Here is a 13,371-nt window from a genome sequence, read left to right as displayed (position 1 = left end):
GCGTGCGGGGTTCCGGAGCGTAAGACGGCACAATGCACTCGCAAGCTTGAGGCACGAGAAGGCGAGTCGGGACACCGTGACGACGTCCATCGAAGGCAGGATCGCCGAGGAACTCGGCGTACGTGAGCGACAGGTGAGGGCGGCCGTCGAGCTGCTCGACGGCGGCTCGACCGTGCCGTTCATCGCGCGCTACCGCAAGGAAGCGACGGAGATGCTCGACGACGCGCAGCTGCGCACGCTGGAGGAGCGGCTGCGCTACCTCCGAGAGCTGGAGGACCGGCGGACCGCCATCCTCGACTCCGTACGGGAGCAGGGGAAGCTGACGGCCGAGGTGGAGGCCCAGCTGCGGGCCGCCGACACCAAGGCCCGTCTGGAGGACATCTATCTGCCCTTCAAGCCCAAGCGCCGCACCAAGGCGCAGATCGCCCGCGAGGCCGGTCTCGAACCGCTGGCGGAGGGGCTGCTCGCCGACCCGTCGGTGGAGCCGGCGGCGGCCGCAGTGGCCTTCGTGGACGCCGACAAGGGCGTCGCCGACCCGGCGGCGGCCCTGGAGGGCGCCCGCGCCATCCTCACCGAGAAGTTCTCCGAGGACGCCGACCTGATCGGCGAGCTGCGGGAGCGGATGTGGGGCCGTGGCCGGCTGGCGGCGAAGGTGCGGGACGGGAAGGAGGAGGCGGGCGCGAAGTTCGCCGACTACTTCGACTTCGCGGAGCCCTTCACCGCGCTCCCCTCGCACCGGATCCTCGCGATGCTGCGCGGCGAGAAGGAGGACGTCCTCACCCTGGAGCTGGAGCCGGAGGAGCCGTCCGAGGTGCCCGGCCCGACCGCGTACGAGGGGATGGTCGCCTCGCGCTTCGGCGTGGCCGAGCGGGGGCGTCCGGGCGACAAGTGGCTCCTCGACACGGTCCGCTGGGCCTGGCGGACCCGGATCCTGGTCCACCTCGGGATCGACCTGCGGCTGCGGCTGAGGACGGCCGCCGAGGACGAGGCGGTCCGGGTCTTCGCGGCGAACCTGCGCGACCTGCTGCTCGCGGCCCCGGCGGGGACGCGGGCGACCCTGGGCCTGGACCCCGGCTTCCGTACGGGCGTCAAGGTGGCCGTGGTCGACAGTACGGGCAAGGTCGTCGCCACCGACACGATCTACCCGCACGTCCCGGCGAACAAGTGGGACGAGTCGCTGGCGAAGCTGGCCCGGCTCGCGAAGGAGCACGCGGTCGAGCTGGTCGCCATCGGCAACGGCACGGCATCCCGCGAGACAGACAAGCTCGCGACCGAACTCATCGCCAAGCACCCCGAGTTGACGCTCACCAAGGTCATGGTCTCGGAGGCGGGCGCCTCCGTGTACTCGGCCTCGGCGTTCGCCTCGCAGGAACTGCCGGGCCTGGACGTCTCGTTGCGCGGCGCGGTCTCGATCGCGCGGCGCCTGCAGGACCCGCTGGCCGAGCTGGTGAAGATCGACCCGAAGTCGATCGGCGTCGGGCAGTACCAGCACGACCTGTCCGAGGTGAAGCTCTCCCGCTCGCTCGACGCGGTGGTCGAGGACTGTGTGAACGGTGTCGGTGTCGACGTCAACACCGCGTCCGCACCGCTGCTTTCGCGGGTCTCGGGCATCGGCGCGGGCCTCGCCGAGAACATCGTGGCGCACCGCGACGCGAACGGCCCGTTCCGCTCGCGGAAGGCTCTGAAGGACGTGGCGCGGCTCGGCCCGAAGGCGTACGAGCAGTGCGCGGGCTTCCTGCGGATCCGCGGCGGGGACGACCCGCTGGACGCGTCCTCGGTGCACCCGGAGGCGTACCCGGTGGTGCGGCGGATGGTGAAGACGACGGGTGGCGAGGTCGCTTCGCTGATCGGCAACTCCGGGGTGCTGCGGTCGCTGCGGGCGGACGAGTTCGTGGACGAGACCTTCGGTCTGCCGACGGTCACCGACATCCTGCGCGAGCTGGAGAAGCCGGGGCGCGACCCGCGTCCCGCGTTCAAGACGGCCACGTTCAAGGAGGGCGTCGAGAAGATCGGCGACCTCGTGTCGGGGATGGTCCTGGAGGGCGTGGTCACGAACGTGGCGGCGTTCGGGGCGTTCGTGGACATCGGCGTGCACCAGGACGGGCTCGTCCATGTGTCGGCCATGTCCAAGACCTTCGTCAAGGACCCGCGCGACGTGGTGAAGCCGGGTGACGTGGTCCGGGTGAAGGTCCTGGACGTCGACATCCCGCGCAAGCGGATCTCGCTGACGCTGCGACTCGACGACGAGGCGACGGCGGACGCGGCGGGGGCGCCGCAGCGGGAGCGCGGGGAGCGGCGCGAGCGCGGTGACCGCGGCGAGCGCGGTGGCCGTCCGCCGCAGCAGCGGCGCGGTCAGGGGCAGGCGCAGGGCGGCCAGGGCCAGCGGTCGGCCTCGGCTCCGGCGCCCGCGAACAGCGCGATGGCGGACGCCCTGCGCAAGGCGGGCCTGCTGAACAACGAGGGCGGCGGCGGGAAGCGGCGCGGCCGCTGACGCGATGCGGGCCCGGCCGTGAGGCCGGGCCCGTCGCTTCCGTGCGGGCTCGCCGCAGCGCGCTGTGTCAGGCGTTCGGGAGGAAGCGGAGGGCCCATTCGGCTCGGTTGGCGACCGTCAGGTCGTCGTCCTCGGTCAGGGGCTGGAGGAGGGCGCGGGAGCGGGCCGGGTCGGCCTGGACCAGGTCGACGATCTCCGCCGCCAGGGAGTCCTGGTCGTCGCCGAGGTCCACGGAGGAGGCCCGCAGGAGCGCCGGCAGGGCGTCCGGGCCGCCGATCGCGGCCAGGACGCCGCCGAGCAGCTCGCGGGCGTAGGCGTTGCGCTCGACGAGGGCCCGGTCCAGTTCGGCCTGGAGCCGGGGCAGCAGCGCCGCGTCGCCCGAGGCGGCGATCTCGTCGGCGAGGTCGATGGTCTCGTCGACATCGGCGTCGAGGTCGTCCAGCATCTCGGTGAGCCGGGTCAGCAGGTCGGTCATGGTGTCTCCTGGAATGCGCCGTCCCTCAGGACGGGGACCGTCTCCGAGGTGTCGACCTCGGCGGCCACCGCGACGTCCTGCGGATAGCCGTACTCGTACAGTTCACGCCCCGAAGCGCAGCCGTGCAGCTCCGCCACCGGGTCCTCCGTCGCCTCCCACAGCGTGGCCGCCGCCCGCGCCTCGGGCGTCAGGGCGTACGGGCCGAGGCCGCGCAGGGCAGACAGGACCGCGCCCGCGCCGAGGAGGTCCTCCAGGGCCGGGCGCAGGGAGCCGTCGGGCCACCGCTCGCCCGAGGCGATCACCGCGAGCGGCCTCGAGTCGGAGCCGTAGCCGTGGGCGGCCAGCCAGCGGGCGACCGCGGTGCGGTTGCGGAGCGAGGCGGCGACCACCGTGGCCCCGCCCGCCCCCGCCGCGATCGTGGAGCCGTTCGGGGACGGCAGGACCAGGCGCGGGGTCGGCGGGGCGGCCCGCAGGGCGGCCGGGGAGAGCGTCCACGGGGTCTCGGGCGTCGCCTCGCTCCGGCCGACGGCGAGGGCCGCGTCGCGCTCGGTCGCGTACGCGGCCGCCCTCTCGTCACGCCGGCGGTACGGGAGGACGGACGTACCCGCCTCCACCGCCACGCCCACCGACGTGGTGAAGGAGAGGACGTCCACGACGACCAGGCACGCGGCGTCCTTCGCCAGGACGGCGGCCTCCGTCGGGCCCCAGCCGAGGGCGACACCCATCAGAGCTCGGTCACCTTGCCGGCCGCGACCTCGACGCGGCGGGTCGTACGGACCGCGTCCAGCATCCGCCGGTCGTGCGTGACCAGGAGGAGCGTGCCGGTGTAGGTGTCGAGTGCGGACTCCAGCTGCTCGATGGCCGGCAGGTCCAGGTGGTTCGTCGGCTCGTCGAGGACGAGGAGATTGACGCCCCGGCCCTGGAGGAGGGCGAGCGCCGCCCGGGTCCGCTCGCCCGGGGAGAGCGTGGTGGCGGGGCGCAGCACGTGCGCGGCCTTGAGCCCGAACTTCGCCAGCAGGGTCCGTACCTCCGCCGGCTCGGTCTCGGGGACGGCCGCGCAGAACGCGTCGAGCAGCGACTCTGAGCCGTGGAAGAGCTTGCGGGCCTGGTCGACCTCGCCGACGACGACGCCCGAGCCGAGCACCGCGTCGCCCGCGTCGAGCGGGAGGCGGCCGAGGAGCGCGGCGAGCAGCGTCGACTTGCCGGCCCCGTTCGCGCCGGTGATCGCGACCCGGTCGGCCCAGTCGATCTGGAGGGTCGCGGGCCCGAAGCGGAAGTCGCCGCGCCGGACCTCGGCCTCGCGCAGGGTCGCCACGACCGAGCCGGAGCGCGGGGCGGAGGCGATCTCCATCCGCAGCTCCCACTCCTTGCGGGGCTCGTCCACGACGTCGAGCCGTTCGATCATCCGCTGCGTCTGGCGGGCCTTCGCGGCCTGCTTCTCGCTCGCCTCGCCGCGCAGCTTCCGGCCGATCTTGTCGTTGTCGGTGGCCTTGCGGCGGGCGTTGCGGACGCCCTTGTCCATCCAGTTGCGCTGCATCAGGGCGCGGCCTTCGAGGGCGGCCTTCTTGTCGGCGAACTCCTCGTACTCCTCGCGGGCGTGCCGGCGGGCGGTGTCCCGCTCCTCCAGGTACGCCTGGTAGCCGCCGCCGTAGAGCGTGATCTGCTGCTGGGCGAGGTCGAGTTCGAGGACCTTGGTGACCGTACGGGTGAGGAACTCGCGGTCGTGGCTGATGACGACCGTGCCCGCGCGGAGCCCCTGGACGAAGGATTCGAGCCGCTCCAGACCGTCGAGGTCGAGGTCGTTGGTGGGCTCGTCGAGCAGGAAGACGTCGTAGCGGGAGAGGAGGAGGGAGGCGAGACCGGCACGGGCGGCCTGGCCGCCGGAGAGCGAGGTCATCGGCTGATCGAGGCCGACGGTCAGACCGAGGGACTCGGCGACCTCCTCGGCCCGCTCGTCGAGGTCGGCGCCGCCGAGGCCTAGCCAGCGCTCCAGGCTCACGGCGTACGCGTCGTCGGCGCCGGGCGCCCCGTCGACCAGGCCCTGGGTGGCCTCGTCCATGGCGGTCTGCGCCGCCGCCACGCCCGTACGGCGGGCCAGGAACTCCCGGACCGTCTCCCCATCGCGCCGCTCGGGCTCCTGCGGGAGGTGGCCGACGGTCGCGCTGGGCGGCGAGAGCTTGAGCTCGCCCTCCTCGGGGGTGTCGAGCCCGGCGAGCAGCCGCAGCAGCGTCGACTTGCCGGCGCCGTTGACGCCGACGAGGCCGATGACGTCGCCGGGGGCGACGACGAGGTCGAGGCCGGCGAAGAGGGAGCGTTCGCCGTGGCCGGCGGCGAGATCCTTGGCGACGAGAGTGGCAGTCATCAGGGGATGAATCGTAAGCCACCGGCCCGACGCACCGTGGTGCGCCCGGACCGGTCCCGGTACGGTCCGGCCATGAGCGACGACGTGATCGTGGTGGGGGGCGGGGTCATCGGCCTGACGACGGCCCTGACGCTGGCGGAGCGCGGCCTTCGGGTACGGGTCTGGTCCCGGGACCCGGCGCCGGAGACGACCTCGGCGGTGGCGGGGGCGCTGTGGTGGCCGTACCGGATCGAGCCCGCGGCGGAGGTGGGCGGCTGGTCGCTCGAGTCGCTGCGGGTGTACGAGAAGCTCGGCGCCGAACCGGCGGCTACGGGGGTACGGCTCGTGCCCGGCGTCCACGCCGAGGTGAACCTCGCCGACCTGGGCGACTGGGCGCGGGAGGTCTCGGGGCTGCGGCAGCTCGCGGCGCCGGAGGTGCCGGGGCCGCACGGGGTGGGTCTGGCCGCGGTGCTGCCGCTGATCGACATGCCGGTCCACCTGGCGTGGCTGCGGGGGCGGCTCGAAGCGGCCGGCGGGGTCGTCGAGCGGCGGACCGTGACCGGCTTCGCCGAGGCGGCCCGGTCGGCGCGGGTGGTGGTGAACTGCGCCGGGCTCGGCGCCAGGGAGCTCGTACCGGACGCGGGGCTGCGGCCGGTGCGGGGGCAGTTGGTCCTCGTCGAGAACCCGGGCGTCGAGGAGTGGTTCACGGCGGCCGACGCGGCGGCGGACAAGACGACGTACTTCTTCCCGCAGCCGGGGCGGCTGATCCTGGGCGGTACCGCCGAGGAGGGCGACGAGAGCCTGGAACCCGATCCGGCGACGGCTGCCGCGATCGTGGCGCGGTGCGCCCTGATCCGGCCGGAGATCGCCGGCGCGCGGGTCGTCGGCCACCGGGTGGGCCTGCGGCCGGCTCGGGCGGGCGGGGTCCGGCTCGACACGGAGCCGCTGCCGTCCGGCGGCCGCCTGGTCCACAACTACGGCCACGGCGGCGCGGGCGTCACGGTCGCCTGGGGCTGCGCCCGGCGCGCGGCGGAACTGGCGTGCGCCTGACCGCGGGGACGGGGCGGGGTCCCCGCCCCCCGGTCACGGTCCTTCGCCCGACGCGCTCGTGCCCGGGCCGATGCGGAGTTCGAAGTCTCCGTCGTACTTCTCGTGGCCCGCGATCACGGCGAGTTCGATGACCTCCTCGCCCACCTCGCCCCGGACGATCAGCGGGTCCCTGCGCAGGTCCCGCATGAGCGCCACGCACATGCCGATCATGACGAGGACGAACGGCGCGGCCACCAGGATCGTGAGGTTCTGCAGGCCCGCGAGGGCGTCGCCCTGGCCGTCGCCGATGAGGAGCATGATCGCGGCGACGGCCCCGGTCACCACGCCCCAGAACACGACCACCGGTCGCGTCGGTTCGAAGGTGCCGCGCTGCGAGAGGGTGCCCATGACGATCGACGCGGCGTCCGCGCCCGACACGAAGAAGATGCCCACGAGGATCATCACGAGCAGGCTCATCGCCCCGGCGATCGGGAACTCCTGAAGCACGCCGAAGAGTTGGCCCTCGGGCGTGCTCTCCTCCGTCAGCCGGCCCTCCTCGCTCAACTTCATCGCGGTGCCGCCGAAGACGGCGAACCAGACCAGGCTCACCACGCTGGGCACGAGGATGACCCCGCCGACGAACTGGCGGATGGTCCTGCCCCGGCTGATCCGGGCGATGAACATGCCGACGAAGGGCGTCCAGGAGATCCACCACGCCCAGTAGAAGACCGTCCAACCGCCCAGCCACTCATGGATGTTGTCGCCGCTGGTCGCCTCGGTGCGGCCGGCCAGCTGCGGCAGGTCGCCGAGGTAGGCGAAGATCGAGGTGGGCAGCAGGTCGAGCACGATGATGGTCGGGCCCGCGATGAAGACGAAGACGGCGAGAATCAGCGCGAGCACCATGTTCGTGTTGGACAGCCACTGGATGCCCTTCTCCACGCCCGAGACGGCGGACACGACGAAGGCGACCGTCAGGACGGCGATGATGCCGACGAGCAGCCCGGTCCCGGTCTTCTCCAGCCAGCCCAACTCCTCGACGCCGCTGCCGATCTGGAGCGCACCGAGCCCCAGTGAGGCGGCCGAGCCGAAGAGGGTCGCGAAGATCGCCAGGATGTCGATGAACCGGCCGGGCCCTCCGTTGGCTGCCCGCTTGCCGATCAGCGGGACGAAGACGGCGCTGATGGTCTGCCGCCGCCGGCGCCGGAAAGTGGAGTACGCGATCGCGAGCCCGACGACGGCGTAGATCGCCCACGGGTGGAGGGTCCAGTGGAAGAGGGTGGTGGCCATCGCGGTCTGCATCCGCTCGGCCGAGTCGACGGGGTGGGTGCCCGGCGGCGGAGTGCCGTAGTGGGCGAGCGGCTCGCTCACGCCGTAGAACATCAGGCCGATGCCCATGCCCGCGCTGAACATCATCGCGATCCACGACACGGTCCGGAACTCCGGCCCCTCGCTCTCGTGGCCGAGGGTGATCCGGCCGTACCGGCTGATCGCGAGCCACAGGGCGAAGACGACGAAGCCGGAGGCGGCGAGCATGAACGCCCAGCCACCGTTGCGGATCAGCCCGTCGAGGAGATCGCTGGAGACGCTCTCCAGGCTGTCCGTGGCCGTGGCGCCCCAGATCACGAAGGCGAGGGTGAGGACGGCGGTGACACCGAACACGATCCGGTCCGTCCGGGCCTTGGGGTGCTGGCCGGGGCGGCGCGGGAGGTCCGCCGTCACCGACAGCCCCTCCCGGCCTCCCCGGCCACCGCCGCTCCCGGACTCCCCGGCTGACTGATCATCCTGCGACACAGGTTCCGCACCTTTCACTGCATTACGGGACAAACACACTCCGTAAGGCAGCAGTACCACAGGTGACACGCCAGTTCCGGGACCAACTCAGCCCGTCCGTTCGTCAGCCCGTCAACAGACCTCCACCGGCCGTCCGGTGGTGAGCCGGTACGCCGCCCGGCCGTCCAGCAGCAACGGGACCAGGGCGCGCCCGGACTGGCGCAGGGGCACCAACACCCCGTCGCCGTCCCGCCGGACCGTGATCCCGTGCAGCGCCAGCTCGTCGCCGAACTCGGCGTACTGCGCGGCGTCCAGGCGGTAGCCGCAGGGCGGGTCCTGGACGATCTCGGCGGGTTCGGCGGGGTCGTTGTCGGCGCCGCCGAGCATGACCGGTCCCCGGTCGGCGAAGCCCGTGTGGCGGGCCGCCGCCGTGGCCGCGCCGAGGATGCCGCGCCGCTCGTCGACGTACGCGAACGCGCCCTTCAGCGCGACGAGTTGGGTGGTCACCCGGCGCCGCTTGTTGCGCGCGTCGTCGTCGGCCTCGGCCTGGGTGAGGGCCTCGATCCGGGTCTCGACGAGCAGGCCGACGGAGTGCTTGACACCGGCCGTGTTGCGCAGGATGCGCTCCTGGCCGTCGCCCGCGACCTGCTTCACGGGCTGACCGGTGTGCGGGTCGGTCCAGATGCCGTATATGCCGCTGCTGAAGCCGGAGATCCCGGCGGCCGACCGGACGTAGGACTCCGACAGGGTGTGGGCCTCGTCGTGCACATGGGTGTCGGTGTTGAGGTTGCGCGGCCAGAGGGCGAGCAGGTCCTTGTCGTAGTACGGCGAGGTGCCGTCGTACTCGTGGAGGTCGTAGACCAGTTCCGGGCGCCGGTCGCGGATGAGGGCGGCGAGCGCCCGGCCCTCGGCGGTCGCCAGGGCGAGGTGGTCGCGGTTGACGTCGACCCCGTCGGCGTTGCCCCGGGTGTCGGCCTCGCGGCCGTCCGGGTTGGCCGTGGGGACGACGAGGACGGTGGTACGGGCGAGGAAGCGCAGGGTCTCCTTGTCCCGCGCGTACGCCAGGTCGCGCACGGTGGTCAGGCAGGCCTCCCGGCCCGACGGTTCGTCACCGTGCTGCGAGCAGACGAGGAGCACGGTGGTGCCCGTCGCACGCGCGCCGACCGTGGCGAGCCGGATCGGGCGGCCCTGCTCGGTCGTTCCGACGGTCCGCACCGCGACCCGGTCGTTCGCCCGGTCGACGGCGGCGAGGAACGAGCCCTCCTCCGTCTCGGTCGTCCACCGGGCGCCGTGGCTGGTCTCGAAGCCGGTCCGTGGGGGCTGCGCCGGGCCCGCCCCGCCGTGCGCCTCCGCGGGAACGGCGACGAGCGGGAGGCCGAGGGCGGTGACGCCCGCGACGAGGGCGAGCGTGCGCCGTGCGGGACGGCTCGGGCGGCGGCTTGGTGCGCGGGTCATCGGGCCTCACCCGGGACGGGGATGCCCGGGCGTGCGGGCCCGACACCCGTGAGCGGCCGCTCGGCCTGCGCCGAGCGTGCGTCGACCGTACCGGCGGTCGCCCGCGTGAACGCCTCGACGCCGCCGACGAGCGGCAGTTTCGCCGAGGTCCTGGCGAGGTCGAGGGCGAGCGTCGGGGTGGTCGACGGAGGATCGAGGAGGTCCTTGTCCGTGCCGCCGACGATCAGGGCGAGCCGGTGGCCGGCCGGGACGACGTGGTCGGTGGCCGCCAGCTTGAGCGTGATCGTGTACGCCCTGCCGGGGGTCAACGGCCGGCCCTGCTTCGGGTTGGCCCACGTGCCCAGGTCCGCCCAGCCCCGGCTGACGACGGTGTAGCCGACGTCCGTCGTCCGGGCCTTCGTCTCCTTGAAGCAGGCGGAGTCGCCCTCGGTGCTCGCGCCCCAGCAGGTCCGTTCGGTGAGGGTGGTGATGCCCTCGCCGGGGGCCGCGTAGTCCCGGATGGTGTCGGGGCCGAGGTCGACGAGTACGGCCGACAGGTGGGCGGTCGCGGTCGTCGGGGTGGCCGTGACGGTCACCGTGGAGGAGCCGGAGAGCCGCAGGTCGCGGGTGAGCTGCCGGGTGGTGAACCCGGCCTGGGCGGAGGTCGGGTCGTCGATCCGGGCCGCCCAGTCGGTCTCGCCGAGCGCCGGGTCGTCGGTGAAGGTCTCCGTGGTGCCGGGGGCCGCGGGGGTCCGGCCGAGGGTGCCGGCGCGGGGCTCCTGGCCCGTTCCGGGGCGAAGGGTGGTGGGCTCGGTGGCGCGCGGCGGCCAGACGCGGTCGGTGGTCCAGCGGTCCGGGGCCCGCTCGATGTCGGCCATCGGCTCGCGGTCGACGCCGTTGTCGTAGCCGAGGAGCTCGTGGTCGAACCAGCGGTGCAGGGTGCGGACCCAGTCGGCGCGCCGGAAGTCGAAGGGGTCGACGTGGCCGGTCTGGGAGAGCCAGATCTTGCGCTCGACGCCCTGCGCGGCGAGGGCGTCCCACCACTGGCCGAACTGGTTGGCGCGGACGTTGAGGTCCTGCTGCCCGTGCACGACGAAGACGCTCGCCTTCACCTTCCGGGCGTCCGGGACGTGGTTCCGCTCGCTCCAGGCGGGCGTCCAGTCCCCGCTGTACGGGGTGCCCGCGGTGACGCGCTCCTGGACCGCGCCGCAACGGGCGGCCGCCTCGGGGCTGTTGACGTACTCGGAGAGCCAGCTCGGGTTGGCGTTGTAGAGCGGGGCGCCCTGCGAGTGGAAGTAGTCGTACCAGGAGGAGATCGCCCCGATCGGGACGATCGTCTCCAGGCCCTCGACCCCCGTGGCGGCGACGCCGTTGGCGATCGTGCCGTCCCAGCTCTTGCCGATCATGCCGACCTTGCCGGTGGACCAGTCCGTGCCCTTCGCCCGCTCGGAGCCGGTACGGGTCGTGTAGCCGCGCGCGCGGCCGTTCAGCCAGTCGACGACCGCCTTGGCGGACTGGACGTCCGAGCGGCCGCCGACGTCGTCGCAGCCGTCGGAGCGGTTGGTGCCGGCGAGGTCGACGGCGACGAAGGCGTAGCCGCGCGGCACGAAGTAGTTGTCGTAGAAGAGCGGGAACCGGACCGGCTTCCCAGCGGCGTCGTAGGTCTTCTTCTGGCTCTCGTTGCCACGTCCGCAACAGGCGTAGTACGGGCTGGCGTCCATGATGACCGGGATCTTCCGGCCGGTCGCGGCGGTCTCGCGCGGGCGGACGATGTCGGCGGCGACCCGGTCGGTGCGACCGTCCCCGTCGCCGTCGAGACCGGTGTCCACCCAGACGGACTCGCGTATCGCGTCGCCGTAGGAGTACACGGGCTTGGACTCGCGCACGGTCCGGTCGGCTGCCTGGGTGTCCGCGGCCAGAGCGCCGGACGGCGAGACGAGGGCGGACAGCAGGGCGGCCGTGGCGGCCACGGCGAGGGTTCTGCGCGACGGACGGGCTCCGCGGGTTCTCCGCACACGTATCGGCATGGGGCGGAACGTACCCCCGTCAACTCCCGCGCAAAAGAGTGCCGTCGGGAGCGGAGAGGCACGGGTGGGGCCGGAGGCTCCGTTTCGGCCGAATGGCGATCGTGTGAAAGGAGGTCCTCTGGACGTGACGGGGCATCACTGCGCTGAATAGCGTCGCTAAGGACCGAACACCATGCATGCTTCTTACCGACTTGGAGCTCTCGTGCACCGCAGACTTGTCGTTCCGAGCGCACTCGCGGCGTCCCTCCTGCTGGCGATCCCGGCATCCGCCGCCGACTACGTTCCGGGCGCATCGGGCATCGGCGACCCCTACTACCCGGCCAGTGGCAACGGCGGCTACGACGTCTCCCACTACGACCTGCGGCTGACCTACCAGCCCGCGACCGACCTCCTGGAGGGCACGGCGACGATCCTCGCCACCACCAAGCAGAACCTCTCCCGCTTCAACCTGGACCTCGGCCTGAAGGTCAGCGAGGTGCGGGTGAACGGCAAGAAGGCCCGGTTCACCACCAGCGGCGAGCAGGAGCTGGAGATCACCCCGGCGGCCCCGCTGGAGAAGAACCGGACGATCTCGGTCGTCGTGCGGTACGCGGGCAAGCCCTCCGAGGTGAAGATCGGCGGATGGACCGCCTGGCACCGCACGCCGGACGGCGGTGTGGCCGCCCAGGAGCCGGACTCGGCCGCCTGGTGGTTCCCGTCCAACGACCACCCCCTGGACAAGGCGACCTTCGACGTCTCGGTCTCCGTGCCGGACGGCACGCAGGCCATCAGCAACGGCGTGCTCCAGTCGCAGTCCTCGCGGCTCGGCTGGACCCGCTTCAACTGGCGCTCCAACAAGCCCCAGGCGACTTATCTGGCCACGCTCGCGGTGGGCAAGTTCGACATCACCACGGACAAGACCGCGAAGGGCCTCCCGGTCCTCAACGCGTACAGCAAGGACCTCGGCGACAACGCGGGCGCGGCCCGTGCCTCGATCGAGCGGACGGCCGAGGTCGCGGAGTGGCTGGAGGAGGTCTTCGGTCCTTACCCGTTCAACGCGCTCGGCGGCTACGTCCCCAACGTGACCAGCGGCTACGCCCTGGAGACGCAGACCCGGCCGTTCTACAGCCCGCGCCAGTTCTCCAACGGGGCGAACGTGTCCGTGGTCGTCCACGAGTTGGCCCACCAGTGGTACGGCGACAGCGTCTCGGTCGACCGGTGGAAGGACATCTGGGTCAACGAAGGCTTCGCCCGCTACAGCCAGTGGCTCTGGTCGGAGAAGGAGGGCGAGGGCACGGCGCAGGAGCTGGCGGACTACGTCTACCAGACCCGTACCGCCGAGGACCCGTTCTGGACGGTCGCGCCGGGCGACCCGGGGCCGGACAACCAGTTCCACATCGCCGTCTACGACCGGGGCGCGCTGGCGCTCCAGGCGCTGCGCAACGAGATCGGCGACGAGGACTTCTTCGCGATCCTGAAGGGCTGGCCGACGGAGTTCGCGTACGGCAACGCCAAGGTCAAGGACTTCGTGAAGTACGCGGAGCGGATCTCGGGCAAGCCGCTGGCCGCGCTCTTCGACACCTGGCTGTACGAGCCGGTGAAGCCGGCCGCGTCGACGGCGGGCGATTCGGGGATCTCGGCCGGGACGGCGCGTTCGACGGCGGCCGCTCCCGGTGCGCCTGCCGCGTCTGCGAAGCCCGTGCAGCCGAAGTCCTGGAAGAAGATCGCGGAGACGAACACGATCCACGAGCACGGCGGCCCCGAGGGCCACGGCGGTCACTGAGCCGTCGCGTACGCGCCCCGCGCCGCCCCCAGGGGTGGGCGC

The 13,371-nt window shown here is 72.7% G+C and carries 9 protein-coding genes; 3 read left to right on the top strand and 6 right to left on the bottom strand.

Going from position 1 to position 13,371, the window contains the following annotated elements:
* Positions 1-76 precede the first annotated feature (76 nt).
* The gene (locus AB0F56_RS01065) at positions 77-2,491 is read left to right on the top strand and encodes a Tex family protein (RefSeq protein WP_362002668.1); all 2,415 of its coding nucleotides are present in this window, start codon (positions 77-79) and stop codon (positions 2,489-2,491) included.
* A gap of 67 nt (positions 2,492-2,558) precedes the next feature.
* Here AB0F56_RS01065 and AB0F56_RS01060 read toward each other — a convergent pair whose 3' ends face one another.
* Genes AB0F56_RS01060 through AB0F56_RS01050 form a run of 3 tightly spaced genes read right to left on the bottom strand, consistent with a single transcriptional unit; the run spans position 2,559 to position 5,328 of the window.
* A complete protein-coding gene (locus AB0F56_RS01060; RefSeq protein WP_362002667.1) occupies positions 2,559-2,966 on the bottom strand; it encodes a hypothetical protein in 408 nt (135 codons plus the stop codon).
* The gene (locus AB0F56_RS01055; RefSeq protein ID WP_362002666.1) at positions 2,963-3,691 is read right to left on the bottom strand and encodes a 2-phosphosulfolactate phosphatase; all 729 of its coding nucleotides are present in this window, start codon (positions 3,689-3,691) and stop codon (positions 2,963-2,965) included. Before AB0F56_RS01055 ends, AB0F56_RS01060 begins: the two co-directional genes overlap by 4 nt.
* Positions 3,691-5,328 carry an ABC-F family ATP-binding cassette domain-containing protein gene (locus AB0F56_RS01050; protein ID WP_362002663.1) on the bottom strand — a complete coding sequence of 546 codons (1,638 nt, stop codon included), beginning with the start codon at positions 5,326-5,328 and terminating at the stop codon, positions 3,691-3,693. Before AB0F56_RS01050 ends, AB0F56_RS01055 begins: the two co-directional genes overlap by 1 nt.
* Before the next feature lie 72 nt (positions 5,329-5,400).
* On the opposite strand from AB0F56_RS01050, the gene AB0F56_RS01045 reads away from it, so the two are divergent.
* Positions 5,401-6,357: an FAD-dependent oxidoreductase gene (locus tag AB0F56_RS01045; RefSeq protein ID WP_362002661.1), complete on the top strand. Its 957-nt coding sequence runs from the start codon at positions 5,401-5,403 to the stop codon at positions 6,355-6,357.
* Positions 6,358-6,390: 33 nt separating this feature from the next.
* Here the strand turns inward: AB0F56_RS01045 and AB0F56_RS01040 are convergent, their stop codons facing one another.
* The 3 genes from AB0F56_RS01040 to AB0F56_RS01030 form a co-directional block, all read right to left on the bottom strand.
* Positions 6,391-8,055 carry a BCCT family transporter gene (locus AB0F56_RS01040; RefSeq protein WP_362002659.1) on the bottom strand — a complete coding sequence of 555 codons (1,665 nt, stop codon included), beginning with the start codon at positions 8,053-8,055 and terminating at the stop codon, positions 6,391-6,393.
* Between the two features lie 183 nt (positions 8,056-8,238).
* Positions 8,239-9,561 (bottom strand): M14 family metallocarboxypeptidase, encoded by a 1,323-nt coding sequence (locus AB0F56_RS01035; RefSeq protein ID WP_362002658.1) that lies wholly within the window; start codon positions 9,559-9,561, stop codon positions 8,239-8,241.
* Positions 9,558-11,567 carry a Xaa-Pro dipeptidyl-peptidase gene (locus AB0F56_RS01030; RefSeq protein WP_362002656.1) on the bottom strand — a complete coding sequence of 670 codons (2,010 nt, stop codon included), beginning with the start codon at positions 11,565-11,567 and terminating at the stop codon, positions 9,558-9,560. Before AB0F56_RS01030 ends, AB0F56_RS01035 begins: the two co-directional genes overlap by 4 nt.
* Before the next feature lie 202 nt (positions 11,568-11,769).
* Here AB0F56_RS01030 and AB0F56_RS01025 point away from each other — a divergent pair, with 202 nt between their 5' ends.
* Positions 11,770-13,329: a M1 family metallopeptidase gene (locus AB0F56_RS01025; RefSeq protein WP_362002654.1), complete on the top strand. Its 1,560-nt coding sequence runs from the start codon at positions 11,770-11,772 to the stop codon at positions 13,327-13,329.
* Positions 13,330-13,371 lie beyond the last annotated feature (42 nt).

It is taken from the genome of Streptomyces sp. NPDC026092 (genome assembly GCF_040638605.1).
Lineage (GTDB): Bacteria > Actinomycetota > Actinomycetes > Streptomycetales > Streptomycetaceae > Streptomyces.
Note: the sequence above shows the minus strand (reverse complement) of the source record. Positions and strands in the feature narration are given on the sequence as shown.